The sequence below is a fragment of the Salinicola sp. CR57 genome, from assembly GCF_003206585.1.
In the GTDB taxonomy this organism is placed as follows: domain Bacteria; phylum Pseudomonadota; class Gammaproteobacteria; order Pseudomonadales; family Halomonadaceae; genus Salinicola; species Salinicola lusitanus.
This window is the reverse complement of sequence record NZ_PZJL01000001.1, coordinates 114,569-139,828: the sequence shown is the minus strand read 5'-3', so window position 1 is coordinate 139,828 and position 25,260 is coordinate 114,569. Positions and strand designations below refer to the sequence as shown.

The following is a 25,260-nucleotide window of genomic DNA, read 5'->3' as shown; positions in this document are numbered from 1 at the left end:
CATCGCGGGAAGACGCCTCCAGTATTCCGGCGCCGGATGACGCCCCGATGGCAGCGGTGAAACGCTGGGTAACGGACTGTATGGCTTTGGTGGGGTGGACGGCGGCTATCGCATCGCGCCGAGAATGGCTTCGAGACGCGCCATGTTGAGCGCGACGATATCGAGCTTGTCGATCATCAGCGGGATCAGGAAGACCACGTAGATCAACATCAGGAACGCGAACAGCAAGTTCTTGATCGGTAGCGACAGATCGAAGGCGTGAAGGTTGGGTGCCATCCTGGCAACGTAGGCCAGCATCAGGTCGGCGATCAGCAGCGCGATCACCAGTGGGGCGATCATCAGCACGCCGATCTGCATCACCTGGTCGAGCAGGCCGAGCAGCGACATCGCCGAGGTCTGCGACAGCAGCGGCACGAAGTCCACCGCCGGCCACAGCGCATAGCTGCGATAGAAGCCGTCGAGCAGCAGCATGAAGCCGCCGGTGATGAAGAACAGTGCCAGCAGCGTGATCGTCAGCAGCGTCGAGGTGACGCCGGTTTCGGTCGCGCCCATCGGATCGACGATCTGCGCCATGGTCGAGCCGCGCTGCAGGTCGATCAGCTCGCCGGCCACCTCGGCTGCCCAGAACGGCACGCCGAAGACCAGGCCGATGGCGACGCCGATCAGCAACTCCTTGATCACCATGCCGGCGACGCTGAAGGTCGACAGGGTCTCCGCGTTCACCATCGCGTCGAACAGCGGCACGATCAGCGGCAGCGAGATCGTCACTGCCACGGCGGAGCGGATCATGCCGGTCAGCCCCAGGCGATTGAAGGCCGGCGTCACCAGCACCATGCCCAGAGCCCGGGCCACGCCGACAGCCGCCGCCGCGATCAGCGGATAGGCAAAGTCGGTGAGGAACTGGGCAAAATCGTCGTAGTTCATCGGTCTCTTGGATTTCTCAAGAAGGAAGCGCAGCCGGTCAGGTCGCGTTTCCTCAGCGCGACCAGGCGGCGAAATTGTCCAGCACCTGATCGGTGAGGTTGACGATCTGCCCGGCCAGCAGCGGCCCCGAGAGAATCAGCACCAGCAGCACCGCGACCAGCTTGACCGCCTGCGGCAGCGTCTGGTCCTGGATCTGGGTCAGCGCCTGCAGCAGACCGACGCCGAAGCCGACGGCGATCGCCACCAGCAGCGCCGGCGCCGACACCAGCAGCACCGTCCACAGGGCGTTCTTCATCAGCGAGAGAAAGATGTCGTCGGTCATCCTAGCCGCCTCCGTAACTCAGGATCAGTCCGTGCATCAGCCGCGACCAGCCGTCCACCGCCACGAACAGGAAAATCTTCAGCGGAATCGAGATCAGGGTGGGTGAAACCATCATCATGCCCATCGCCATCAGCACGTTGGAGACGATCAGGTCGATGATCAGAAACGGGATATAGAGCAGAAAGCCGATCTCGAAGGCGCGGGTCAGTTCGGAACTGACGAAGGCGGGAATCAGCACGATCAGGTCATCGCTCTTGAGGTCCTCGCGGGCTTCGTCGGACCACAGCGTGCGGGTGGCATCGATGAAGAACGCCCGCTCGTGTTCACTGGCGTAGCGCGACAGATACGCCTGCAGCGGCCCGCGCAGGGCCTCGCCGGTCTGCTTGATCTCCTCGACGCTGGCCAGACCCGCCGAGCGCTGCTCGAACTCATGGGCCATCTCGCCGATCAACGGCGTGGTGATATAGACCGTCAGGATCAGCGCGATGCCGTAGAGCACCAGGTTGGGGGGCGTCTGCTGCACACCGAGGGCGTTGCGGATCAGGAACAGCACCACCGAGATCTTGAGAAAGCCGGTCATCGTCACCACCGCCAGCGGCACCAGGCCGATGGTGGCGACCACGATGATGATCGCGATCAGGTTGGGCTGAAACTCAGTCATCTCCGGCGCGCCCGTCGTCGAGCGCGAGCCTCTCGACCTGCACCCCGATCGCGTCACCGATGGCGACCAGGCGTCCACGTCCCATCCGCCGGCCGTTGACGACCAGGTCGACCGCCCGCTCGGGATGCCGATCCAGCGGGAGCACGCTACCCTCGCCGAGTTGGCGCAGTTCGCCGAGCGAGAGCTCCAGCCGACCCAGTTCGCAGGTCAACTGCACCGGGAGGTCATCCAGGTTCCGGTCGACCGAATCTAGAGGGCTCGGGTGCGAACTATCCACGTCCGGTACTTCCGGCGTCGGTGCCGAACTCTCCTGGGCCGTTCCGGATCGCTCGGGGGATGTTGATTTATCCACAGGGGGTTCGCTCATGGCACTCTCTTTATAAGGACGGTTCTGGGCTTCACAAGGACGGTTCGGGGCGTCACAAGGGGAACTCGGAGCTCGATCGAGGGAGCTCGCGGCGAGCGGCCCGTCGGCACGCAGTCCGGTGTCGCCGAGGCGAGCCCGGCAGCCGAAACGGTCGGCGAGATTCAGCCGGACGCCGTCGGCCGTTGCGTCGTCGAGCATGACCACGTCGCCGGCGCGCAGGCTGCGCCATTGGCCCAGCGTCAGGGTCTGGGCGCCGCTCTCGACTCGCAGGGTGGCAGTGACGCCGTCGGCCGGAACGCGTTGCGCCGGAAAGGCGCTGTCGAGCGTCGGCAGCAGTCGCTCGGCGGTGGCCACCGGCAGGTCGAGGGCGAGCGGGTGCGATTCGCCATCGAGCTCGAAAGCGATGCAGATACGTGCGGGGCTCTCCATGGTTGCCGACATCGTAGGCCGCAGCTGGATGTCGATGCCCAGCCGGTGCTCCAGCGGCTCCAGCCACTCCAGCCAGACCACCTCCAGCCACATGGCGGCCAGTTCGCGATCGACCTCGCGCAGGTCTCGCCGGCGGTCGGGATGCTGACCGAGCCGGTCCAGCGCCGCTGCGCTGCCGGACAGCGTCAGGGGCTCCCCGCCGAGATCGAGGGTGATCGACCAGGCCGACTCGATGGCGGTGTCCTCGGGCAGCAAGCGCAGCGTGGCCTTGCGGTCGTGCCAGTCGAATTCGAGCGGCCGGCGGGCAACGTGCAGCGCGTTGTGTAGCGCCAGACGGTCGGCTGCCATCGCTGGCAGCGATGCCAGCGACAACGGTGTCGCCCGGCCCGGCGCGGTCCCCCGGGGCGCCACGTCGGCCGTGATCGTTGGGGCCGGGTCCGAAGCTCGGCGTGGCGTCGTGGACAGTTGGGTCACCTCAGCGCTCCCTGCGGCGGTCGCATCTCTTCCATCTCCAGCTCCGCCAGCCGCTCGGCGTCGACCGCCAGCGCGCGGGAACGATCGGCCTGCAGGCGGTCCAGGGCCTGCTCGGCGCGCCGACATCTCGCCCATTCGGTGGCCCGCTCGTCGCGCTCGGCATCGGCGGTCCGGCGCTCCCGCGCCAGCGTTCGCCGCTGCTGGAGCAGCGATTCCTGTCGTCCGGCATCGTCGGCCAGCGTCTGCTGCCACGCCGCCATGGCCTCGGCGCCCATCGGCTGCTGCGCGCTGTCGTCGAAGAGCGCCTGCTCGCGACGTCTGGAAGCGCGCTGGTGCTGGTCGAGAGTGACCTCCAGGGCCTGATGCCGGGCATCCAGTTCGCGACAGCGGCGCTGGCTTGTCGTCAGCGCCTCCTCGGCTCTGCGGGTACGATGACGCCGCAGCTGGATCAGGCGCTCGAGTGGGTGCAACGAGGTCATCGGGCGATCTCCTTCAGCCGTTTCAGCGTCTCCGCGAAATCGCTGCGATCGTCCCGGGACTGGCGCAGGAAGGTCTCGATCTCGGCGTGCTTGCGTATCGCTTCGTCGGTGGCGGCGTCGCTGCCCTCGCGATACTCGCCCACCTGGAGCAGCAGCTCGACGTCCCGATAGCGCGCCATCAGCTCGCGGACCTTGGCTGCGTCGCGGCGATGCTCGTCGTCGGCGACGTTCTCCATCAGCCGGCTGCGACTGGCCAGCACATCGATCGCCGGAAAATGGTCACGCCGGGCGAGCTCGGCGCTCAATACGATGTGTCCGTCGAGGATGGCGCGGGTCTCCTCCGCCACCGGGTCCAGGGTGCCGTCTCCCTCGGTCAGCACCGTGTAGATGGCGGTGATGGTGCCGCTGGCGGCATCGCCCGGGCCGGCGCGTTCTAGCAGCCGGGGCAGGGCGGCGAACAGCGATGGCGGGTAACCGCGTCGGGTCGGCGGTTCGCCCGCGGCCAGGCCGATCTCGCGCTGGGCACGGGCAAATCGGGTGAGGCTGTCGACCAGCAGCAGCACGTCCCGGCCCTGGTCGCGGAAATACTCCGCCACGCCGGTGGCGACCAGCGCCGCGCGGGCGCGCTCGATGGCGGGGCGGTCCGAGGTGGAGACGACACAGACGGTGCGGCGGCGCGCTTCGGCGTCCAGCTGCACGTCGAGCAGTTCGCGCACCTCGCGGCCGCGCTCGCCGACCAGGCCGAGCACCACTACCTCGGCGCTGCTGCCCTTGACGATGGCCGAGAGCAGTGAGGATTTGCCCACGCCGGGTTCGCCGAACAGGCCGACACGCTGGCCTCTCGCCACGGTGTTGAGCGCATCGATGGCGCGCACGCCGAGCGCCAGCGGCTGTTCGATCAGCTGGCGGCGCAGCGGCGCGGGCGGCTCGGCGTGTACGGGATATTCGCGCAGCGGGGCAGTCGGATTCGAGGCGTCGCCGGGCGGCGTCGCCGCAGCGTCCAGCCACTCTCCCAGCGGACTGATGACCCGGCCCAACAGCGCTTCGCCGACCGCCACGCCCTGAGCGCGCCCGGTGGCGATCACTTCGCTGCGCGTGGAGAGTCCGTGAAGTTCGCCGATGGGCGAGAGGATTGCGTCCTCTTCCTCGAAACCGATCACTTCGGCGGCGACGCGACGTCCGCTGACCGGGTCGCGCAGATAGCAGAGTTCGCCGATGCTGACGCCCTCGATGCTGGCGTGAATCAGCAGGCCGCGGATGCGGCGCACCCGGCCGTTGACCCGGCGCGTCTCCGTCCGGGCCAGGCGTTGGCCGAGCCTCGGCAGCAGCGCGTCGAGCGCGACCGTGGCCCGGTCCGGGGCAGGTCGGCTCATGCCGGCTCCTGGTCGTCCACCGGGGCGTCGAGCAGCGCCTGGCGGAGAACGTCGAGTTGCGAATCCACACCGATGTCCATCACCGCGACCGGGGTCACCAGCAGGCACTGTTCCAGCCCCAGTTGGGGATCGGCTTCGACCTCGTAGTCTTGCGTGACGGCTGGATCTGCCGAGAGCAGCGTCGCCACTCGCGCCTCCAGCGATGGGGCCACGCGGATGCGGATCCGGTGCTCCTGCCGCCACTCGCGCAGCGCCTGGCGAACGCAGCGGGCGACCAGCTCGGCCTCGTCGAACTCGCCGAGCAGACGCCGGACCAGGTCCAGTGCAAGCTCTGCCAGCGCCGGTTCGAGACGCTCCAGATAGCGAGCCACATCATCCCGGGTGGTCGCCAGCAGCCGGGCGGCCTGGATCTCGCCTGCGCGGCGCCCGGCCTCGAAGCCCTCGGCGTGAGCCTCGTCACGGGCGTCACGAAGCGCCCGATCCTGATCGGCCGCTTGTCGGCGCGCCCGCTCCAGAAAGGCGTAGCCATCGATCCAGGCCTCGGCTTCCTCGGCACGCAGAATCACCTTGCCGGGGCGGGGAGGCAGTGAGTTCATGACCGCTCACCTCCTCGATCCGGCGCTGCTGGCCCAGCGGGCTGAGGCTGATTCTGGGCGGCAGCCGCCGTTTCGGCGGCAAGTCGCTCGGCGGCGGCCAGGCGTGCGATCTCCATGGCGCCGTCGTTCGCCTCGGCGTCGTCGCGCGCCAGCCTGCCATACCAGCCCAATTGCAACCAGGCGCGCAGCGCGGCGGGCTGGGCGTCGGCCCAGGCCAGCAGACAGCGTCTGCCATTCCGCTCGACCTCCGCCTCGAAGACGTCGAGATCGCGCACCTCGCTCTCCTCGGTCTGGCCATGCTCCCGCTTGGCCAGTGCCAAGGCGTAGAGCTCGGCACCGAAGCGCTGTCTGACGGCCGCGACCCGGGGCGCCCGGATCTCGCGGACCAGGGCTCCGGCATGGAAGATGATGCCCGCCGCGCGGGCGCAGTGTGTCAGCGACTCACCGTCGAGCAGGCAAAGCGTCTGGTCGATAGGATCTCTCGGCGGCAGTTCGGCCTGGGCGGGGAGGTGGTGGCGGCGCCGGAGCCGTTCGACCAGTCGATGCTGGAACCGCGGCTGGCGGCACCAGCGGTGCAGCGTCTCGTCGCTGGCGATGCCGTCCAGGGTGCCGGTCCAGTGGGCCGGATCGATTCGCACCGGCAGCTCGGGGGATGGCGCTGCCGTCATGACGGGGTCGCCAGGTCGTAGGGGCGTTGGCGGCGCTGGCGCCAGACCAGCCAGCCGACCGCGATGCCGAGGGCGAGAATCGCCACGCTCAGCAGCCCGAACAGCCAGCCGGCACGCGCCACGCTGGTGGCCGGCATCGCGATGCCGAGAAACGAGCTCATGGCCGGCTGAGGGGCCGAGCGTGTCTCCTCGGGCAGGGACGAGACCACCGGCACCACCGAGACCTTGTCGTAGGAGAGGCCGGCGATACCGTTGGCCACCAGGGTCTTGATCTGCGGGATCAGCGGGGCGATCTCCAGCGAAGGAATGTAGCGCACGAAAACCGAGGCCGAGGAGGGCGTGCTGTTCTGCTGCAGCAGGTCGTTGTCAGGCAGCACCACGTGGACCCGCGCCGACAGCACACCGTCGATCTGGGATACCGTGTGGGAGAGTTCCTGGCTCAGCGCGTAGATCATCTGGGCGCGCTCCTGGACCGGTGACGACACCAGGCCGTTACCCTGGAAGACCTCGCCGAGATTGGCGAACTTGCGTTCCGGCAGACCGGCGCGATCGAGCACGTCGACCGCTTCGGCAAAGCGGCTCTCGTCGACGGTGACGCGCATCCGGCCCTCATCCTCGGCATGGCGACTGGCGGGGATGCCGTTGCGTGCCAGGGTCGCCACGATGACATTGGCCTCGCGCTCGTCGAGCTGGGTATAGAGGTCGGTGTCGCAGGCCTGCAGCAGCAGGGCCATCAACAGCAGCGCAAGCCAGTGCAGCGGGCGCCGGTAGCGGTTCGGAAATGGCCGCGAAGGGCTGAAGCGTCGATCGAGAGGCGCCAAGTGTCATTGACCTTTCAGTAGGGTATTGGCCGAGCCCGATACCTGAGTGGCACCTCGCACCACCATGGTGGTCTCGATGGAGTGGTCGAAGACCTGGCTCAGCGAGTCGACGACTTTCGCCATCTTGTCGTCGCCGATGGCGGTGGGCCTGTCGCCCGCATCCGGCGCCGGCGAGACTTCCTGGGTGGTCACCTTGGCGAAGCGATCGGGAGCCTGGGCATCGGGAACCTTGGCCTGCTGCGCGAAGCTGTTGACCCGGTCGACGAAGCCGTCGAGATTGTTGATCAGGTTCGAGCCCAGCTCGCCGGGGCTCGCACCAGGGGGCGCGGCGCCGGCCTGGCCGGCCATGTGCTCGAACAGGTTCTGCGATGCCAGCGTCTTGGCGCTCGTCTCCGATGGGGTCGGCGCGGGTGTCGTCATCGGCACCCCCGCCCCCGGTGGTGTCACGGGAGTCATCATTCACCTCGTGTTCGGGCCCATGGCGGGCCGGTGTCGATTCCAACGACGGCGACCGGCCATCGCGACGTGTCGCCAACCGGTCGTCGTCCCTCGTCACCTCGCGGGATTCGGGCTTGGAGGCCTGGCTACTCTTCGCCGCCCGACATGGCTTCGCTGAGCATCTCCTTCATCATCGGCATCAGGATCAACTGCCCACCGACCTGGACCATGCCCTCGGACATCGCTTCCTGGAACTTGGCGTTGTCGACGGCGTCGTCGAAGGCCTGGGAGTCGGGGGTGGATTCACCAGTCGCGCTGGCATTGCCTACGGCATCGATAGCCATGTGTCGTCTCCTTCGGTTTGGCATTGACCGATCGGCGTCGAGCCGTCGGTGAGTCGTCGTACCGTTCTTCGAGAGAGCGCGTTCGGGAACGGTCATTGATGAGCATCGCCGTGTAATGACGGCCCGCTCGTTCCTGCCTCGTTGTCCTGCCTGCCGCAGGCGACTACTGCGCTACGGCCGGTTGCGCCACGCTACCCCGGAAGACCCTGACCTCACCGGGTGCCGAGGGCGCCGGCGTCCGCCTCGAATCCTCCACCCGCTGCGCCACCTCCGTCAGCCAGGCGGGCGGGCCCATCGCCTCAAGGCGGTGGCGGCCGTCCTGGAAATCGGCACTCAATGGCGAGCCGATCCTCGTCGCTTCAATTTCGGCGCTCAAGCGCGACACGTCGACCCCGTCGAGATCGAAGCTTCGACGACCCAACTCCTCGCGTGCGGCGACGTGGAGCACATAGCCATCGAAGAACCACGCCAGTCCGTTCGCCCGGCAGACCTGCTCCAGAAAGGCCTGGGCGGTCTCGGCGTGGATATCGCCGCGGACCTCACCTTTCACCGCGCTGCTGACCTCGACCGGCAGCGACAGGTTGCGCCCGAACTCCTGCAGCACGTCGCGGACTTTCTGATCGATCACCACGTAGCGGTAGCTTCGGCCTGCCCAGGGGGCGTCGGCTGCGAAGGCACCGTTGCCCGCCAACCCGAGCATCAGGGCGATGACGGCCAAGGATCGCCACCTGGCTCCCCGGCGGCGAAGGCCCATGAGGGCCACCGCCGCGGACGCTCCGATAACCCTAGCAAGATCGCGATGACGGTTTGGTGGCCGGTTGTATGTCTTTTTGTGGCTTTCGCTTGCCCTGTGTAAACGACTGTCACCATTCATTGACATGCCACGCTGCCCCAAGCTGCCGGTTCTCCGGTACGCTGTTCCTCCACTCCCCGAGCCTCTGGACTGATTCACGGATGAAGTCATCTTCTGCGGTTTCTCGAATGGTCTCGACCCGCGCGGCGACGGTCCGCCGCAAGGGTGTGACATGGGCGGCGGTCGTCGCCGTCGGATTCGCCCTCTCCGCGTGCGCGGCGACGCCGTCCGATACCCGGGAGGGCCGGCTGCTCAAGCTGGCCGACGATGTCGACCAGCGTGGCGACCACGCCACGGCGGCGGCCATGTACGAACGTGCGCTGGAGCAGGGGGAACCGTCCGCCGAGCTGCTGATTCGCCTGGGCAATGCGCGCCTGGCCGCCGGAGAGCCCGAGGCCGCGGCCCAAGCCTTTCGGCAGGCACTGGCCGATGATCTCGAGCTGGCCCCGGCGCTGCTGGGCCTGGGCACGGCCCAGCTGCGGTTGGGCGAGCCCCAAGGGGCGCTGCGCAGCCTGTCGCGGGCCGCCCCCGAGCTCGACAGCGTGGCTGCCTGGAGCCGTCTGGGCGCCGCGCAGGCGCTGGCGGGGCATCCCGATCGGTCGGTCGAGGCCTTTGTCAGGGCCGCGCGGCTCGAACCGCGGGATCTCGACGTCCAGGCCAATCTGGCGCTGGCCGAGTCCCTGGCCGGCGACGACGCCAAGGCCATCGCCGGTATGCGACGGGTCGTCGACTCTCCCCTGGCCGAAGCGCGCCATTACCGCAACCTCATTCTGGTACTGGTACTGGGCGGGCAGCGCGAAGAAGCCCGTCGTGTCGAGATCCCCGACCTGCCGGCGTCGCGGCGCGAGTCGTTGATCGCCAGCGCCGAGCGCATTGCCGCGCTGCCCAGCGCTGCCGCGCGCGCCCAGGCCCTCGGCATGGCCCAGGCTTCCGCCGCGCGCGAGTGAACTCGCGCCGGCGCCCACCGGCCCGTCACAGGCCATCGGTCGTCGCGGTGTCGCCCATGGCACTGCGCGCCTCGCCTTCCAGCATCGCACGCCGCTCGTTGGCGCGGCCGCGATCGTCGAGCCGCTCGCGGGCGGCGTTGGCGATGGGGCCCGCCATTGGCGGCCCCATCTCCCGCCCGCGGATCAGGTCCTGGGGATTGGCCACCATCAGCTGGAGATTCAGATCGTTGGCGCAACCCGGGGGGAGCGTCACCAGACCCTCGGCGTCCGGTTCCGTCTGGCACAGGTTGGGCAGGGTCGCCATCCGCCCGCCCGGTGCGGCTTCGTCGATCCCCGTAGCGGCCAGTGCCACCTGGCGGTAGCCGCTGGTCCAGCTCATCGGCCCCATCGACGACTGGCAGCCGGCCAGTAGCGTCAGCATCAGCAGCGGGGCGAAATGGCGGATCGCGCGCGTCGTGGCGAGCGGGTTGGGTGACATCACGGCGGTCTCCTCGCTCATCGCAGATAGAACCCGAAAGGATCGTCGACGCCCGCCGACCTGGCGTGCTGTGCCGGATCGTCGCCAAGCCGGGTGCCGCGGCTGATCTGGGCCTGGTCCAGTGGCGTTCTCGGCGTCGGGGACGAGGAGGGGCGGACCAGGTAGGGGGTGATCAGGATCACCAGCTCGGTCTCGTTGCGCTGGAAACGGCGCGACCGGAACAGTTGGCCCAGGATCGGAATGTCGCCCAGCACCGGGATGCGCTCGATCTCGTTGGAGGCCTGGCGCTGGAACAGCCCGGCAATGGCGAAGGTCTGGCCGCTACCCACTTCGACCACGGTGTCGGCGCGTCGCACCTGCAGCGACGGCACGTCGTAACCGGCGATCTGAACGTTGTCGCTGGAGAGACTGCTGACCTCGGGGCGCACCTCCATCGAGATGCGGCCGTTGGGCAGCAGGGTCGGGGTGCTCAGCAGGGAGACCCCGAACTGCTTGTAGTCGATCCCCACCAGGTCGCTGTTGACCGGTACGGGAATCGGAATCTCGCCGCCGGCGAGGAAGCTGGCGGTCTGACCCGAGACCGTGGTGATGTTGGGTTCGGCGAGTATCTGCAACAGGTTGTTCTGCTGCAGCGCCTGGAGCAGGCCGTCGACGCCCTCGCTGCCCGGGGAACTGGCGATATTGCTGGTCAGCACGCCGAACGAGAACGAGCCGTTGTTGATCAGCGCATTCCAGCTGACGCCGTAGCTGAGCAGTTCGTCGCGGGCGACCTCGGCAAAGCGCACCCGGATATTGATCTGGTTGGCGCCGTCGTAGCTCGAGCGATTGAGACCGCCATCGGCGGGCGCCTCGGCATCGAGGGTCGACTGCGTGGCCATGGCGCTCTCCACCGTCGCGTTGCGGCCCTCGGCCACCAACTGGTTGCCGGCCATGTGCAGCCTGACCTGGCTGTCGCCGTCGATGCCGCGAAGCGCCTGGCTCGCCCTGGCGTCACCGTCGCGGACCTGCAGCCGCAGCGAGGCCTGGCTCTCGTCGTCGGCGCCGAGGGCGATCAGGTTGGTATCGCCGGCCTGCTTGCCGAACAGGTAGATCACCCCGGGGGAGACCACCTGCACATCGGCGATGGCGGGGTTGGCCACGAATACCGAGGCGACCTGTCGGTCGAAGCGCAGAATGCGCCCCTGGCCAGTCTCCAGCGCCAGTGTCTCGCCGGCGCTGTCGACGGCGACATCGGCATGCGCGAACGGCACGGTCAGCAGCAGCGCCATCACCAGCTGGAGTGCCAGGTAGAAGGGGGCGAGCAGAGAGGCGTGGCTAGCGCCCCTCATGAAGTGGCCTGCCACTGTGCCACGAGCGTTGTCCATTGCTGTTGTCATCGGATCCCTTGTCGCAAAGTCCCGCTGGCCGCGGGGTCTCTACTCATACCTTGGAAATCTTTTATTGTCATCATGTTACGACTTGGTCTGCGCCTCGGTCTCGCGTCGCGGTGCGGGCTTCGGCAGGCGCACCTGGGCGATCGCCTGCAGGCTGAATTCCGGTGCGACCTCCGGCCAGGCCAGGACGGCCATGTCGATCTCCTGCTGTTTGAGCCACTGCTGCAGTGACGCGCGCACGTCCCCGGCGATCACGATCACCGGTCGCAGGTCGGTATCCAGCGCGTCCAGCTGTTGCTGGAACCAGCCATTGAGGGCCCGGGAGAGAGGGGCTGGCAGCCCGATGCGCAGGGACTGGGCCTCGGCGTGGCGCTGGGCGGCCCTTAGCGCTTCCTCCAGCGGTCGGGTGGCGACCCAGGCCGGCAGGACCCGGTCGCTGCGGGCATGGCGATGACAGATCTGGCGTGCCATGGCGACGCGAATGCGGTCGGCTAGCCGCGCGCTGCTGGACTCCTGCGGCCCCCAGGTCACCATCGCCTCGAGAATGGTGCGCATGGCGCGGACCGGTACCCCCTCGCTGACCAGACGACGCAGGATTTCCGCCATCTTCTGCAGCGAGACGACGCGAACCGCCTCGGTGACCAGCTCGGCATAATCCGCTTCCATCCGCGACAGCAGCGAACGGGCTTCCTGAATGCCGACGAAATCACCGGCGTAGCGCGTCAGCGTGCGTTCCAGGCAGCGCTCCAGTACCTGGTCCGGCGTGCGATAGCGCATTCCCGCCTCGTCGAGCGTGCTGCTCGCCGAGTCCGGCAGCCATTGCCAGTGGCCACGGCCGACCAGTGCGGGCTGTGTCTGTGCGGAGAGTTCGAGTAGCGCCAGCGTGTCGGCGTCGTCGTCCAGCAGCACGCTGGCGGCCGGCAGTTCGCCGTTGAGCACGGGGACTTCGTCCAGCTCGATAGCGAAGCGCTGCGCGCCGAGGGCCGGTTCGAGACGCAGCCCGACGCTAGGAACGGCGATCCCCAGGTCGCGCTCGACGCGCTCCCGGACCGCCTGGATGCCCTCTCGCAGCAGGTCCAGCGACAGGGAGTCCGCGAGGGTCGCGCTCAGGCACAGCATGACGCGATGCTGGCCCGGATCGTCGGCGGCCAGGCGACCGGGTGCAGCGGCCTCGGCGGGGGCGTCGTCCTGGCGCGGCGAAGACTCGCCAGCGCTCGGCGTGGTCTCGGCATCGGCCGTTTCCGCTTCGGTCTGTTCACGCAGGTGGCGCCGGCGCAGCAGGAAGGCGGCGCTACCCAGCAGCGCCGAGATCGCCAGGAACACGCCGGTGGCGAAGCCCGGGATGAAGGCCGCGCAGAACAGCACGGCGGCGGTCAGGCCCAGCGCCTTGGCGTTGCTGCCGAGCTGGCCGACGATCTCGCTGCCCAGGTCGCTGGCGTTGTCGGAACTGACCCGGGTGACCACGGTGCCGGCGCCGATGGAGATCAGAAGCGCCGGGATCTGGGCGATCAGGCCGTCGCCGACGGTGAGCAGGGAGTAGGTCTCGACGGCTTCGCCGAACGGCATGCCGTGCTCGAGCATCCCGATCAGCAGGCCGCCGATCAGGTTGACGAACAGGATCACCAGCCCGGCAATGGCGTCGCCCTTGACGAATTTCATGGCGCCATCCATGGCCCCGTAGAGCTGGCTCTCGCTCTCCAGCAGCGAACGCCGGCGGCGAGCCTCGACGTGATCGATATCGCCGTTGCGCATCTCGTTGTCGATGCTCATCTGCTTGCCGGGCATGGCGTCGAGCGTGAAACGCGCCGCGACTTCGGCGACCCGCTCCGAGCCCTTGGTGATCACCAGGAACTGGGCCACGGTGATGATCAGGAACACCACCATGCCGATGACCACCTCCCCGGCGATGACGAAGTTGCCGAAGGCGTCGACGATCTGGCCGGCATCGGCGTCGAGCAGGATCAGGCGGGTGGTGGTGATCGACAGCGCCAGCCGGAACAGCGTCGCCAGCAGAATGATCGGTGGCAGCGAGGAGAACTCCACCGGGTGAGAGATATAGAACGCCACGATCAGGATCAGCAGGCTGAAACCGATGTTGACCCCAATCAGCGCGTCGACCAGGGCGGTGGGCAACGGGATGATCATCATTACCACGGCCAGCACCATGAAGGCCGCGATAATCACGTCGCTGCGCTGGGAGGCGCGGCGGGCGAGGATATTGAGTCGACCGAGAAGCTGGTTCATGTCATGCCCGCTCCCGTGGTGCATCGGCTTGCTGTCGGTGTTCCAGGTAGCGTCGAAAGTGGCGTCGCGCGGCGTCCCGGTCGCCGTTCAGCCATTCGGCACGGCTGCGCAGCAGGAGCAGCGTGGCATCGCCCTGACCCGCGGCCTCGAGGCGCTCGATGACATTGAGGGCACGCCCGCCGTTGCCGTGGGTCAGGAATCCGCGACACAGCGCGCGCAGGATGCCGGTATGCTCCGGCGCCATGCGGGTGGCGATCAGCAGCAGCACCAGCCCCCGCTGAGTCTGGCCGCTCTTGAGGTAGAGGTGGCCCATCAAGTGCAGCAGGTCGGCCGCATCGCGATCGTTGGTCTCTGTCATGACGGCTCCTCGTCGTGGGCATCGTCACCACCGGGAGCGGCGCCTGCCTGCGGTGCCATGATGTCACTCATGCGTGCTTCCCAGGCCTGGCGCCACTCGAGCTCCTCGCCGATGACCTCCTTCGCCATCCCGACGATGTCATCGTCCGCGTCCAACGTCGGCAGCACGCCTTCGATCACGTGCTGGAGCAGTTCGATGCTGCGGGCGTTGGCGTAGCTGCGGGCATCGCTGGCCTCGGGTCGCTCGAACGCGTCCAGGCGCGCGGCCAGCGCCGGCTGGTCGGCGCCGCGAGCCCGGGCGTGAGTGACCGCGCGGATGAAATCGTCGTCCCGCCCGGCGGGTGTCTCGACGGGACGGACAGGCGCCGCGCCCGTACCTGGGGAGCGATAGCGGTCTGGTTCGACCTGGCGACCGGTGATCTTCATGACACGACGGCCTCGTCAGCGCGGTCTCTCATTCAGAGCGTCAGCGCGAACTGGTCGTCGCCGCGACTCAACGTGATGCGGTCCGGCTGAATCGCGGATATCACCCATCCGGATTCGAGCGCGGCGCCGGGATAGAGTCGCTTCCCGCGGCCGTCGATGACATAGGGGCTTTCGCCCAGCCATACCGCCTGCAGCTTCAGGTCGGGTGGTGCGGCGTCCTGCCGGGCCTTGACGTCGTTGAGCAGCACCTGATGGCCGCCGTAGTGCTGATCGAACCAGCGCTGGGTCTGGTCCCAGGCCGCGCCCTGCGCCGCCGCGTACTGGCCGGATACGCTCAGGTAACCGCCGTGATCGACGACACTCAGCGAGTCGAGGCCCGCGTCCGAGAGCTGGCGACGTAGCGCTTCCGCCGGGCCCGGGCGGCTCTCCGTGGTCAGCCGATGCGCTCCGTCGAGCGCCTGGGGATCTAGGGAGGCCGTCGGATAACCGCCGATATTGGCACCAGCCTGGTTGACGTCGATGAATTCGTAGACCGCCAGCACGCCGAGCGTCGCCACCAGCGCGGTGAACGTGGCGCCTCGATTGAGCGAGGTTCGCCAGCGTGGTGGCAGGGCCGGGAGCTTGGGGAGTGCCGGGATCATCGAGGGCGCGGAGGGACGCGACAGCGTCAGTGACACGCCCTCGAAGCGCAACTCGGCCGGAAGCTCGCCGCGCTGGCCGGTCCCCTGATGCACGACGCGACCGTTGACGATGATATCGCCGCCGATCGCTTCGACCGCCAGTTGGCGCCCGTGGAACCGCAGTATCAGGTGTTCGGGCGCCACGCCGGGGTCGCCCAGCAGAATATCGGCGGCCTCGTCGCTGCCGATCCGGCAGGTCGGCTCGCCGAGATCCATCGTCGCGCCGTGATGCACTCCAGCGGTGACCGTGAGCGTCGCAACGACTTCGCCTGCCGACGCCATGGGGGAGGTGACGGTGTTCATGCGGTTGACTCGCTAGTGTCGTACGAAGCGGGAAGAAATTCCTTGGCTGTCCGTATCGGACCCTTCGAGGCGGACAGCCAAGGAAACTCCAGGAAATCCAGCGTTCTCCATCTTTACCGTGTTCAGGGCGTCCTGAACGCATTGCCGTGGTGGCGGCGGGGAGCGTCGCGGGCGGTGAGAATTCGCCCGCGACTTCTCCGCATCAGTTCTGCGGACGCTGCTTGGTCGCATCGAGCATGGTCTTCTTCTCGGTCGTGACCTTGGTGATTTCAGCGGATTTCTCGATCGCCTGATCAAACACGGCCTTCAATTGATCGATGGAAGAGTCTGCGCTGTCATTCGAAGTTGACGGATCGATTGCGGGCGTAGCCATGGTGTTTCTCCTGGTAGCGTGAAATTCAAGGTCCGCTATTCCAGCGGTTTGAAGAGGTGCCAGACCGGGTTCTCGACATCGACCAAACTTTGGGAACGCGATCCAACGCAATTCAGACTACTGGCTGCGAATGACAATGCGACGGCTTGGAAGTAAAACTTTGATGTTTTGCGTTGCTGTAGAGTAACGGAAGGAAAGCCAAATTGATTCCATTAACCTACTAATTTATAAGAAAAATATCTATATTGAACGGCTGTTCAATCGATCCCTGGTATGCATTTATTACCCCACGTTACGTTGAAATGAGCGTTTCAATTCGCTGTATCACTTTCTCCATCCCCGGGATTCGATGCCGCTCGATGACGAATGCGCATCAAAGTGCGCAATTTTTCTGCCGGGTTTTCATGCGCCCTTATTTTGAGATATTTCTGAATTAGTTTTGTCTGAATTTTTCGGCTTGAATTGTCGGCAGGGCGAGACATTTTTCCATCCGCATGTCGCTTCATGGCGTCACCGGGAATAATTCATTCCAACTTGATGTCGCAGTGTCACCACCAGGCTCCGGTTCGTCACGATCGCTGCCAATCTTGCCGTGCCGGCTCGTAACCTCGTCATCAAAGTCCAACCGGCGTTAACTTGATTAACGTCAACGACATGAGTTAACCGAGGTGAATTTTTCCCTTTAAATTCAATCATTTATTGCTGTTCTTCGTTTTCGTGGCTATAGTCTGAGACCTCCTTGGGGAGTAGCCGATCACGACCGCAAGACCTGGTGGCCGTGATGTCCGTGTCAACACACCCGGCAATGCCGTGGCACGAACGCCGAGACCGGTTGGCGAGACCATGGGCATCCGCGGTACGAGTCGGGTACGGCGAATGTCGTGGCAACACCACCGGCTGGAACGGACAATGAATCCTGCATCCCTGTTCATACTCGCTTTCGCCATGTCGACCGATGCCTTCGCTGCCTCGGTCGGCAAGGGTGCGGCTCTTCGGCGTACCCGGTTCCCCGAGGCACTGCGCATCGGTGCCATTTTCGGAACGGTCGAGGCCATCACGCCGGTCGTCGGCTGGGCTATCGGCTTGGCCGCCACGCGGTTCGTATCCGAATGGGACCACTGGATCGCCTTCGTGCTGTTGGGAGCGCTCGGTGCCCACATGATCTGGGAAGGGTTCAAGCCGGTTCCGGTCGAAGCGGATGACGGCAGCGCGTCGGAGCGCAAATCGGGCTGGCTGCTTGCGCTCACGGCGCTGGCCACCAGCATCGACGCCATGGCCGTCGGTGTGACGCTGGCCTTTACCGATGTGAACATCGTCGTGGCGGCGGCGGCGATCGGCCTGGCGACGATGTTAATGGTCACCGTCGGCATCATGCTGGGCCGCGCGATCGGATCGCTGATCGGCAAGCGGGCCGAAATCGTGGGAGGGCTGGTCCTGATCGGAATCGGTTGTACCGTGCTCTACGAGCATCTGGTGACCCGTGTCGCTTGAGAACTTGCCGACAACTGCCTAGGCCTATTCACACCATCCGTGCGGTCGCGACGGAGCCGGTTTTTTTCGTGAGACCAGGCGCGAGCCTCGGGTCCTGGGGTTCCAAGCGCTTGGCTGTGGCCCTAAGCTGTGTGCCCCCCATCCGTGAAGTCGAACGAACCTGGAGGTCAAATGGCATCACATCCCATTCGGGACAACGCGCTAAAGGCGACACTGCGCTCGCCTCGATTCCGACAGCAGCAACAGAAACCGAAGAAAGGCAAGGGCAGCTACTCCCGCAAAGGGCGGTCGCCCGAGGGAGGGCGCCATCGCCAAGCGGCCTGAAACGATCTGCGGCCGCTTCGCCATGGTGCTCCCCCCGTTTTTCCTACCCATACCTCCCGATGCCCCCCTTTCGGCCGTATCGCGCCCTTGATTTGCCACGCTTTCCGTGGCGGCGTCTATGCTGAGACATCGATCCTCTCCGGGAGCTTTCATGTCGACCTCATCTTCGCTCTGGCACGCCTCGCTCGCCGATTTCCAGCACGCCGTCGAAACGCGGTCCACGCCGGGTTGCGGTGCTGCCGCGGCGTTGAACGGCTGTCTGGGCCTGGCATTGATCCTCAAGGGCGTGCGCTTGCATCGGGGGGAAACCGATCCGCATCGCCAGCGTCTGATCTCCGAAGGAGACGCGTTGCAGCAGGCACTGGCCGAGGCCGTCGACGATGACGCCGCGGCATTCGACGACTATCTACAGGCGCAACGGCGATCGCACGATGATGCCGCCGAATCGGATCCGTGCGATTCGGCTCTTGATGAGGCTCGTGAGGCGTCGATCCGGATTCCGCTGGCCGCCGCCGAGCGATGCCGGGAGGGGTTGGTGCTGGCACTCGAAGCGCTGCCGCTGACCTCGCCGGCGATGCGCAGCGACACGCTGGCCGGCGCCACCATGCTCGGCTCGGCGCTGGAGGCGTTGGTGATCGGGGCCGAGGCCAATCTCGAAGCGCTACCCGATCCCGCCACGCGCCAGGCCCTGGAAGCGCGTTGCAAGGCGCTTCGCGCAGAGGTTCGGGGGCTCCGCCGGCGACTCGGCAGCGAGGGCTGACGCCGCGGCGCCGGCAGGTGGTCAGCCCGTGATCAGGAGACTCCACCACGCCACTGACAACAGTAGCAGTGCCAGCACGCGATTGAACCACTGCCACTGATACGGGTGCCGGAACAGCCTGGCGACACCGCTACCCACCAGCCCCCAGAGCGCCAGGCAGGGCAGGGCCACGACACCGAACGTCAGGGCCAGCAGAGCGATATCCAGTGCGCGGGAGGCCGGGCCGGCGAAGACACCGACGACCGACAGCGCCATCATCCAGGTCTTGGGATTGATCAACTGCAAGCCGGCGGCCTGGCGCGCCCCGAATGCCGGTGCGGCGGATATCTCGTCTCCGGCCTCGACTTCCGGTGGCGGGCTGCGAAAGAGGCGCCACGCCAGCCAGCTCAACCAGGCCACGCCGATCGCCGCCATCAGCCGACGCACGAGGGGATAGGCCAGTAGCGTCTGCGATAGCCCCAGTCCCACCGCCAGCACGATCGCCGCCGCCGCCAGGCTGGCACCGAAAACGGCGGGGAGGGCACTTTTCCAGCCCCGGCGCGAGCCCTGCGCGAGTATCAGCAGGTTGGTCGGCCCCGGCGTGATCGAGGCGACGAAGGCGAACAGGGTGAACGGTAACCAGGCGGACATGATCGACTCCGGAAATAGCATGGAGCCGCCACTATCGCGCCATTGCCACCCAGGGTCTGGAAGGTTTGAGCAGCCGCGCCCCGGAATTGCTTCGAAGCCGCTTCAACAGCGCCCCGCAACCGGCGCCTACCGAAGCCCCAGGCCGATTCAACCGCCCCGGCCGCAACGCTGGCGATAGCTCGCCGGCGTCAGACCGTAGGCGCGCCGGAACCAGCGTCCCAGATGGCTCTGATCGGCGAAACCGAGCTGGCTGGCAACCGAGGCGGGCGATTCGCCGGCAGCGAGCCGCTGGCGGGCGAGGCTCAGGCGCAACTGCACCAGATAGGCATGAGGTGCCAGGCCGAAGGCCGACTTGAAGGCGCGGGTCAGCCGGAACCGGTCGACGCCGCACTGCTCGGCTAGGGTCTGCAGGCCGATATCCTCGGCATAGTTCGCATGCAGCAGTTCCTGCGCCCGACGGGCGGCGCGCGGCAGGCGCGGATCCGTCAACGGACGTCGGCGCCAGCCCAGGTGTGGCACCAGGCCCTGGAGCAGGGCATCGAGAGCGTCGTCGCGTTCGAGCCGCGACGTCGACTGACGCAGGGTCGTGAAGGCGCGGGCGATGCTCGCGATCAATGGGGTGTCGTCGACCAGCGTCGAGGCGAAGCCCGGTTCGCCGGCAACGGTGCCGGCGGTCGCAAACTGGCGCAGCTCACGCTGCAGCCAGTCGGGGTCGAGATAGAGCATGGCGTAGGTGAAACCGCCCTCGGCCGGCGCATGGCCGTCGTGAATCTCGCCAGGCTCGACGAAGAACAGGTGGCCGGGTGTGCTGTCGTGACGAACGCGGCGGCAGTGGAACTGCTGCACGCCCTGCTCGGTGAAGCCGACCAGATAACTGTCGTGCCAGTGGGGATCGTAGGCGTGGCCCTCGAAGTGGGCACGGATCGTCTCGATGCCGGTATCGCGGTCCTGTCGCAGATCGATCCAGTTCGTGGATGTCATGCTGCCTCCCGTCCGGCTGCCCATCGATGCGCTACGCCGGTTCGATCCTGGCAGCATGCCAGAAAGGGACGCCGGGGTCTGGAACGTTCGTGCACTCCGGGCCTCGCCGCAGGAATGCGGGCGCGTTCAATCCGGCACTGGCGCCTCGAAGGTGTCGCGGCGCCGGATCGTCAGCGTCGTTCCGATCGAGGCGGCAATCACCAGTCCGATCGCCAACCACTGCAGCGTACCCAGCAGCTGGCCCAGGAACAGCAGGCCGGAGAGCGCGCCCACGGCGGGCTCGAGGCTCATCAGGGTGCCGAAGGTCTGGGTCGGCAGTCGCGGCATGGCGATCATCTCCAGGGTGTAGGGCAGCGCGGTGGAGAGTATCGCCACTGCCAGGGCGTACGGCAGCACCTCCGGCGCGAAGATGGCCGTACCCGCGTCGAGCAACCCTACCGGGGCGATGACCACCGCGGCGATGGTGATACCGAGGGTGGCGCTCTGGGCGCCATTGATCGCCCCGGCCTTCTGCCCGAACAGGATATAGAGTGCCCAGCAGACGCCGGCGCCGAGGGCACAGGCCGCGCCGTAGGGGTCGATCGGGCCGCTGCCACCATCGCCCAGCAGCAGCAGGCAGATCAGACCGAGTACCGCGAGGGCCACCCAGAGCAGATCCAGCCAGCGCCGCGACGAGAGCATCGCCACCGCCAGCGGCCCGGTGAACTCCAGCGCCACCGCGATACCCAGCGGCACGGTCCGCAAGGCCTGGTAGAAGAGGAGATTCATGACGCCCAGCGAGACGCCGTAGATGAGCGTCGATTTCCAGGCGCGACGGCTCAGCGGCCGGCGCCAGGGTCGCATGACGAGCAGCAGCAGCAGGGCGGCGAGGATCAGGCGAATCGAGGTGGTGCCGGTGGCGCCGATGACCGGGAACAGCGACTGGGCGACGGAGGCGCCGCTCTGGATCGAGCACATCGCCACGATCAGCATGGCCACCGGCCAGATTCTGGCGAAGAATTCGCGCATGGCGACTGACATGACACCTCCCGAGGTCTGCGGCATGATGGCTCGCCAAAACGTGACCGTCTATCGCCTTGGCGATGAGCGGCATGGGACGAGAGTCGCGATTGTACGGATGGGCAATATATTGCACAACTCTAACGAGCGCCCCGACGTACTGGTGCACGTGGCCGCCAATGTCAGGCGCCTGCGCCAGGCGGTCTCACTGAGCCAGCAGGCACTGGCCGAGCGGGCCGGTGTCAGTCGGCGCATGCTGGTCAACATCGAGAAGGGCGACGTCAACGTCAGTCTGGGCATGCTGGATCGCCTGGCCGAAGCGCTGGGCGTGCTGTTCTACGCGCTGGTCCAGCCGCCGGACAGCGAAGACTCGGCGCGCATCGACGAAGTGGCCTGGGTCGGCCGCTCGCCGGAGAGCCGGGCGCGGCTGCTGGCGAGCAAGCCGGCCCGCCAGGAGGTCGAGCTGTGGTCCTGGTCGCTCGAACCAGGAGATATCTACGAGTCGGCGGCCGACGATAACGGTTGGCACGAAATGCTGGTGGTGATCGAAGGTGTGCTGACGCTCGAGCTGGCGGCGGGAGATATCGTCATCCCCGCCGGCGACTTCCATGTCTATCCGAGTAACCAGCCCTATCGCTATCGCAACGACGGGAGTGGCACGCTGCGCTTCATTCGCAACGTGGTGCATTGACCCTGCAGCGCATTCGGTGCCAGGCCCGGTAGCGCCCGATCACAGCCCCGCCTTGTCCAGCCCGAAGGCCTTGTCGGCGGAGCCGGGAATGGCCTGGAAGGCGATGCTGAGACGATTCCAGCCGTTGATGGCGACGATCAGGAAGGTCAGGTCCGAGAGCTCCGCCTCGGAGAAATGGCTGCGCACGTTGTCGTAGGTGCCATCATCGACCCCATGCTCGGGCAGTCGGGTCAAGGTTTCCGTCCAGGCCAGGGCAGCCCGTTCGCGGGGGGTGAACAGCGTCGATTCCCGCCACAGCGCAACGTGGTGCAGGCGCAATTCGCGCTCGCCGTCGATCTTCGCCTCCTTGACGTGCATGTCGACGCAGAAGGCGCAGCCGTTGAGCTGGGAAGCGCGCAGCGTCACCAGATGCTTGATCTCCTTGATCACGTCGTTTTGCGATAGCGCCATGCTGAAATCGAGGTACTGCTGCGCGGCCTTGGGAGAGGTCTGGTAGTAATTCACGCGGGCTTTCATGTCGTTCACCTGTCTGGGTAGTGGGTCATGGGAAGATGCGAACCAGATACCGGGACAGGATGAGATGCAGGCGTGAGGTCTCACAGAGCCAAGATCTGCGACGATTTCTAGGCCATGGCAAGAGGCGCCGGGTGCATCACGTCATGAGCGCGGCCAGCCGAGCGGCCAGCGCGTCGGCATGGGCCGCATCGATGACGTTGGTGAAGCTCAGCAACAGCCCGGACTGTCTTGCCGCGCTCAGGTACCAGGCGGACAGTGCATGCCCACCCAGCCCGGCGCTGGCCGCCCGTCTCGCGAGAGTCACGTCGTCGGCGCCGTCGGGAAGACGGGCCAGCAGGTGCATCCCGCCGGCTTGTAGATCGAGGTGAGTCCGGTCGCCCAGATGATGTTCGAGCGCCTGTCGAAGGTGTTCACGGCGCATCTGGTAGAGCGCCCGCATCCGCTTGAGATGGCGGGCGAAATGGCCATCTTCGATGAAATCCGTCACCACCGTCTGGTTCAACGTCGGACAGCCATGCCCCAGGCCCCGCATGACGTGCTGGAAGGTCGCGACCTGGGCGCGGGGGACCACCAGATAGGCCAGCTTGATGGCGGGAAACAGCACCTTGCTGAACGTGCCGGTGTAGAGCACGCGTTCGTCGCCATCGAGACTCTTCAGTGCCGGGACGGGCTGGCCGCGATAGCGGTACTCACTGTCGTAGTCATCCTCGATGATCCAGGCCGCTTCCCGCTTCGCCCATGCCAGCAACGCCTGGCGGCGGCCCAGCGTCATCGTCACCCCGGTGGGGCTCTGATGCGTGGGCGTGACGACGGCGAAACGGGCCTGGGCGTCGCGTGAGCACCCCTCTTCGACATTTACTCCTTCACCGTCGACGCTCACCGGGGTCAGGTGCATCCCCTCGCCCAGCAGTCGTTCCCGCGCCATCACGTAGCCCGGCTCTTCGAACCATCCACTGTCGCCGGGTGTCAGCAGGGCCCGGCAGATCAGGCCAAGCGTGTCCCGATAGCTGTCGGTGATGAAGATCTGTTCGGGCTGGCAGGCGATGCCTCGCGATACGCCGAGGTAGCTCACCAGTGCGCGCTTCAGCGCCGGGTGGCCCGTCGGCGGCGGGTAGTTGAGTTCGGCACTGGTTTGGGCCCGGAGTCGGCGATGGGCCAGGCGTGCCCACAACTTGTGGGGGAAGGCGTCCAGCGCTGGAAGCCCCAATTGAAACGGTTGCGGCGGTTCGAGATCAGACTCGGGTGCCTGCCCGGCCATCGTATCCGGTGTCGGGGCCGGCCCCGAGGCATCGGGCAAGTGTGGCGAGACGATCGTGCCCGCCGGGCCTCGCGGCAGCAAATACCCTTCGCTGACGAGCAGTTGATACGCCAACTCCACCGTGCCGCGCGACAGGTTCAGCTCACTGGCGAGGCTGCGTACCGAAGGCACCCGTTTGCCGGGTGGCAGGCGCCCGTCTGTCATCGCTTCGCGCAGGCGCTGGTAGAGCTGCCGGTAGATCGGCACGCTCTGCGTACGGTCGAGCCGAAGTCGGGTATTGGACATGTCGATGTCCCAGAAGATCGAAGACGTCTTGGCGCTGCCAAGCGGATCTGTCCGATTCTAACCTGACTCCTCTTCACAAGGAGGATGTCCGATGACCACCGTTCGACTACTACCGGTGACGACGGAGCAGGAGTGTCTGCGCTGCTTCGATGTCATGCGGGAGCTTCGCCCGCCTCTCGACGCACCACAGACATTCGCCAGCCAGATCATGCGCCAGATGGCCTTGGGTTATCGGCTGTTGGCGGCATGGGAGGGGAATCGGGTCGTCGGACTGGCGGGCTATCGCCTGACCGAAAACCTGCTCTATGGCCGCTTCGTCTATGTCGACGATCTCGTCGTCAGCGCAGCAGGCCGTCGCCACGGCCTGGGGGCGCGGCTGCTGTCGGCGGTGCGCGAGGAGGCGAAAACCATGGCGTGTCGGCATCTGGTGCTGGATACCGGGCTGGGCATGGCACTGGCACAGCGCTTCTACTTCCGGCAGGGGCTGCTTTCCCGAGGCATGCACTTCGTGGAAGCCTTGAGCGTCGAGGAGACGGCATCGTGACGATACGAACACTGCTCGTGACCGCCAGCCCGCACCGCGACGAGGCCTTGGGGAGCCGTCTGGCGCGGAAGATCGCGGCGCGACAGGGGAGCGACCTGCTGGTGCGGGATCTCGTCGCCGAGCCGCTGGCGCCGTTGACGATGGACTATGCCCGGGCGCTGACGCTGCGCGATCCCTTGCCTCGCGCGAACGCGACGCTGGCGTTATCCGAGCGCCTGATCGAAGAGCTCGAATCCACCGACCGGCTGATCATCGCGACCCCCATGCATAACTTCGGCATGCCCGCGGCACTGAAGCTCTGGGTCGATTACGTGCTGCGCATCCATCGGACCTTTGCGGCATCCCCGCAGGGCAAGGTGGGTCTGCTGGCGGACCGAGCGACGCTCGTCATCGTCAGTTCCGGCGGCTTTCACCGCGCCGGAGAATCGCAGCAGCCCAATTTCCTCACCCCCCATCTCGAAGCCGTGCTGAATACGCTGGGCATTCGCGCGCCGCAATTCGTGTATCTGGAAGGGCTGGTCAGCCGACGCGACGCGCCGGAGACGATCATCGCAGAGGCGGCCGCCGCGTTGGGCGACGCCTGGTACTGACGGCGCCCGTCCGATACGGCGACATTGCCCTTCGCGACCCGCAGCGGCGAGGCCTGCTGCGTCGAGAAATGGCAACCGAGCCCGCCCGAGAGGCTAGCCTCGCCGATATCCGACGCCTTCAGGGCGTTTAGAGTGATCATCGAGCCTGGCCTATCTGGCTTCACCGTTCTGTCATGCTCGTGCCCCAATCTGCCGAGGAATCAGCCACCACTCACGGCTTGATCCATCTTCACGTGGGGAACGAGAGGAAGCGAGCATGGC

31 protein-coding genes are annotated in these 25,260 nt (G+C 66.6%); 7 read left to right on the top strand and 24 right to left on the bottom strand.

Features of this window, described 5'->3' with window-relative positions; all coding sequences use genetic code 11:
• Positions 1-105: 105 nt before the first annotated feature.
• From sctT to DOM56_RS00600, 12 genes are all read right to left on the bottom strand, one after another.
• Positions 106-924 carry a type III secretion system export apparatus subunit SctT gene (gene sctT / locus DOM56_RS00655; RefSeq protein WP_110707052.1) on the bottom strand — a complete coding sequence of 273 codons (819 nt, stop codon included), beginning with the start codon at positions 922-924 and terminating at the stop codon, positions 106-108.
• Between the two features lie 52 nt (positions 925-976).
• Positions 977-1,246, bottom strand: coding sequence for a type III secretion system export apparatus subunit SctS (sctS, locus tag DOM56_RS00650; RefSeq protein ID WP_110597669.1), 270 nt, complete (start codon positions 1,244-1,246; stop codon positions 977-979).
• 1 nt (position 1,247) lies between these two features.
• Entirely contained in the window at positions 1,248-1,907 is a 660-nt protein-coding gene (sctR, locus tag DOM56_RS00645; RefSeq protein WP_110597668.1) for a type III secretion system export apparatus subunit SctR, read from the bottom strand.
• Positions 1,900-3,177: a type III secretion system cytoplasmic ring protein SctQ gene (gene sctQ / locus DOM56_RS00640; protein ID WP_157958128.1), complete on the bottom strand. Its 1,278-nt coding sequence runs from the start codon at positions 3,175-3,177 to the stop codon at positions 1,900-1,902. Before sctQ ends, sctR begins: the two co-directional genes overlap by 8 nt.
• A complete protein-coding gene (locus tag DOM56_RS00635; protein ID WP_110707050.1) occupies positions 3,174-3,656 on the bottom strand; it encodes a YscO family type III secretion system apparatus protein in 483 nt (160 codons plus the stop codon). Before DOM56_RS00635 ends, sctQ begins: the two co-directional genes overlap by 4 nt.
• Complete coding sequence (locus tag DOM56_RS00630; protein WP_110707049.1) at positions 3,653-5,029, bottom strand: FliI/YscN family ATPase; 1,377 nt, start codon at positions 5,027-5,029, stop codon at positions 3,653-3,655. Before DOM56_RS00630 ends, DOM56_RS00635 begins: the two co-directional genes overlap by 4 nt.
• Positions 5,026-5,625 carry a FliH/SctL family protein gene (locus DOM56_RS00625; protein WP_110707048.1) on the bottom strand — a complete coding sequence of 200 codons (600 nt, stop codon included), beginning with the start codon at positions 5,623-5,625 and terminating at the stop codon, positions 5,026-5,028. Before DOM56_RS00625 ends, DOM56_RS00630 begins: the two co-directional genes overlap by 4 nt.
• Positions 5,622-6,293 carry a hypothetical protein gene (locus DOM56_RS00620; RefSeq protein WP_110707047.1) on the bottom strand — a complete coding sequence of 224 codons (672 nt, stop codon included), beginning with the start codon at positions 6,291-6,293 and terminating at the stop codon, positions 5,622-5,624. The genes DOM56_RS00625 and DOM56_RS00620 overlap by 4 nt, the downstream gene beginning before the upstream one ends.
• Entirely contained in the window at positions 6,290-7,114 is an 825-nt protein-coding gene (sctJ, locus tag DOM56_RS00615) for a type III secretion inner membrane ring lipoprotein SctJ (RefSeq protein WP_232822118.1), read from the bottom strand. Before sctJ ends, DOM56_RS00620 begins: the two co-directional genes overlap by 4 nt.
• A 3-nt stretch (positions 7,115-7,117) precedes the next feature.
• A complete protein-coding gene (locus DOM56_RS00610; protein ID WP_198655629.1) occupies positions 7,118-7,570 on the bottom strand; it encodes a hypothetical protein in 453 nt (150 codons plus the stop codon).
• Positions 7,571-7,698: 128 nt separating this feature from the next.
• On the bottom strand, positions 7,699-7,896 hold the full coding sequence (locus DOM56_RS00605) for a hypothetical protein (RefSeq protein ID WP_110597662.1): 198 nt from the start codon (positions 7,894-7,896) through the stop codon (positions 7,699-7,701).
• 163 nt (positions 7,897-8,059) lie between these two features.
• Positions 8,060-8,614 carry a type III secretion protein gene (locus DOM56_RS00600; protein WP_110597661.1) on the bottom strand — a complete coding sequence of 185 codons (555 nt, stop codon included), beginning with the start codon at positions 8,612-8,614 and terminating at the stop codon, positions 8,060-8,062.
• Positions 8,615-8,850: 236 nt separating this feature from the next.
• Here DOM56_RS00600 and DOM56_RS00595 point away from each other — a divergent pair, with 236 nt between their 5' ends.
• Positions 8,851-9,696 (top strand): tetratricopeptide repeat protein, encoded by an 846-nt coding sequence (locus DOM56_RS00595; RefSeq protein ID WP_157958127.1) that lies wholly within the window; start codon positions 8,851-8,853, stop codon positions 9,694-9,696.
• 25 nt (positions 9,697-9,721) lie between these two features.
• Here DOM56_RS00595 and DOM56_RS00590 read toward each other — a convergent pair whose 3' ends face one another.
• From DOM56_RS00590 to DOM56_RS19810, 7 genes are all read right to left on the bottom strand, one after another.
• Entirely contained in the window at positions 9,722-10,174 is a 453-nt protein-coding gene (locus DOM56_RS00590) for a hypothetical protein (protein ID WP_157958126.1), read from the bottom strand.
• Between the two features lie 17 nt (positions 10,175-10,191).
• The gene (locus DOM56_RS00585; protein ID WP_110707554.1) at positions 10,192-11,502 is read right to left on the bottom strand and encodes a type II and III secretion system protein family protein; all 1,311 of its coding nucleotides are present in this window, start codon (positions 11,500-11,502) and stop codon (positions 10,192-10,194) included.
• A 123-nt stretch (positions 11,503-11,625) separates the two neighbouring features.
• Entirely contained in the window at positions 11,626-13,791 is a 2,166-nt protein-coding gene (gene sctV, locus DOM56_RS00580; RefSeq protein WP_110707044.1) for a type III secretion system export apparatus subunit SctV, read from the bottom strand.
• 1 nt (position 13,792) lies between these two features.
• Positions 13,793-14,149 (bottom strand): type III secretion protein, encoded by a 357-nt coding sequence (locus DOM56_RS00575; RefSeq protein WP_110707043.1) that lies wholly within the window; start codon positions 14,147-14,149, stop codon positions 13,793-13,795.
• Positions 14,146-14,574, bottom strand: coding sequence for a hypothetical protein (locus DOM56_RS00570; protein ID WP_110707042.1), 429 nt, complete (start codon positions 14,572-14,574; stop codon positions 14,146-14,148). The genes DOM56_RS00575 and DOM56_RS00570 overlap by 4 nt, the downstream gene beginning before the upstream one ends.
• A gap of 32 nt (positions 14,575-14,606) precedes the next feature.
• Positions 14,607-15,557, bottom strand: coding sequence for an EscD/YscD/HrpQ family type III secretion system periplasmic domain-containing protein (locus DOM56_RS00565; protein ID WP_110707041.1), 951 nt, complete (start codon positions 15,555-15,557; stop codon positions 14,607-14,609).
• Positions 15,558-15,759: 202 nt separating this feature from the next.
• A complete protein-coding gene (locus DOM56_RS19810) occupies positions 15,760-15,930 on the bottom strand; it encodes a hypothetical protein (RefSeq protein ID WP_167404610.1) in 171 nt (56 codons plus the stop codon).
• Positions 15,931-16,839: 909 nt separating this feature from the next.
• On the opposite strand from DOM56_RS19810, the gene mntP reads away from it, so the two are divergent.
• The 3 genes from mntP (at position 16,840) to DOM56_RS00550 (ending at position 18,505) form a co-directional block, all read left to right on the top strand.
• On the top strand, positions 16,840-17,421 hold the full coding sequence (mntP, locus tag DOM56_RS00560) for a manganese efflux pump MntP (protein ID WP_110707040.1): 582 nt from the start codon (positions 16,840-16,842) through the stop codon (positions 17,419-17,421).
• 171 nt (positions 17,422-17,592) lie between these two features.
• Positions 17,593-17,745 (top strand): alternative ribosome rescue factor ArfA, encoded by a 153-nt coding sequence (gene arfA, locus DOM56_RS00555; RefSeq protein ID WP_110707039.1) that lies wholly within the window; start codon positions 17,593-17,595, stop codon positions 17,743-17,745.
• A gap of 151 nt (positions 17,746-17,896) precedes the next feature.
• Entirely contained in the window at positions 17,897-18,505 is a 609-nt protein-coding gene (locus DOM56_RS00550; protein ID WP_157958125.1) for a cyclodeaminase/cyclohydrolase family protein, read from the top strand.
• 21 nt (positions 18,506-18,526) lie between these two features.
• On the opposite strand, the gene DOM56_RS00545 is transcribed toward DOM56_RS00550, so the two are convergent.
• The 3 genes from DOM56_RS00545 to rhtA all read right to left on the bottom strand — a co-directional run bounded on the left by DOM56_RS00545 (position 18,527) and on the right by rhtA (position 21,136).
• Positions 18,527-19,135, bottom strand: coding sequence for a LysE family translocator (locus DOM56_RS00545; RefSeq protein ID WP_110707037.1), 609 nt, complete (start codon positions 19,133-19,135; stop codon positions 18,527-18,529).
• Between the two features lie 147 nt (positions 19,136-19,282).
• On the bottom strand, positions 19,283-20,116 hold the full coding sequence (locus DOM56_RS00540; protein ID WP_110707036.1) for an AraC family transcriptional regulator: 834 nt from the start codon (positions 20,114-20,116) through the stop codon (positions 19,283-19,285).
• A gap of 126 nt (positions 20,117-20,242) precedes the next feature.
• The gene (gene rhtA / locus DOM56_RS00535; RefSeq protein WP_232822117.1) at positions 20,243-21,136 is read right to left on the bottom strand and encodes a threonine/homoserine exporter RhtA; all 894 of its coding nucleotides are present in this window, start codon (positions 21,134-21,136) and stop codon (positions 20,243-20,245) included.
• A gap of 109 nt (positions 21,137-21,245) precedes the next feature.
• On the opposite strand from rhtA, the gene DOM56_RS00530 reads away from it, so the two are divergent.
• Positions 21,246-21,806: an XRE family transcriptional regulator gene (locus tag DOM56_RS00530; RefSeq protein ID WP_232822116.1), complete on the top strand. Its 561-nt coding sequence runs from the start codon at positions 21,246-21,248 to the stop codon at positions 21,804-21,806.
• Between the two features lie 39 nt (positions 21,807-21,845).
• Here the strand turns inward: DOM56_RS00530 and DOM56_RS00525 are convergent, their stop codons facing one another.
• Positions 21,846-22,322 carry a carboxymuconolactone decarboxylase family protein gene (locus tag DOM56_RS00525; protein ID WP_110707034.1) on the bottom strand — a complete coding sequence of 159 codons (477 nt, stop codon included), beginning with the start codon at positions 22,320-22,322 and terminating at the stop codon, positions 21,846-21,848.
• 136 nt (positions 22,323-22,458) lie between these two features.
• Positions 22,459-23,865 (bottom strand): PLP-dependent aminotransferase family protein, encoded by a 1,407-nt coding sequence (locus tag DOM56_RS00520; protein WP_110707033.1) that lies wholly within the window; start codon positions 23,863-23,865, stop codon positions 22,459-22,461.
• A gap of 91 nt (positions 23,866-23,956) precedes the next feature.
• Here DOM56_RS00520 and DOM56_RS00515 point away from each other — a divergent pair, with 91 nt between their 5' ends.
• Both DOM56_RS00515 and DOM56_RS00510 read left to right on the top strand, forming a co-directional pair.
• Positions 23,957-24,409, top strand: coding sequence for a GNAT family N-acetyltransferase (locus DOM56_RS00515; protein ID WP_110707032.1), 453 nt, complete (start codon positions 23,957-23,959; stop codon positions 24,407-24,409).
• On the top strand, positions 24,406-24,999 hold the full coding sequence (locus DOM56_RS00510) for an NAD(P)H-dependent oxidoreductase (protein ID WP_157958124.1): 594 nt from the start codon (positions 24,406-24,408) through the stop codon (positions 24,997-24,999). Before DOM56_RS00515 ends, DOM56_RS00510 begins: the two co-directional genes overlap by 4 nt.
• Positions 25,000-25,260 lie beyond the last annotated feature (261 nt).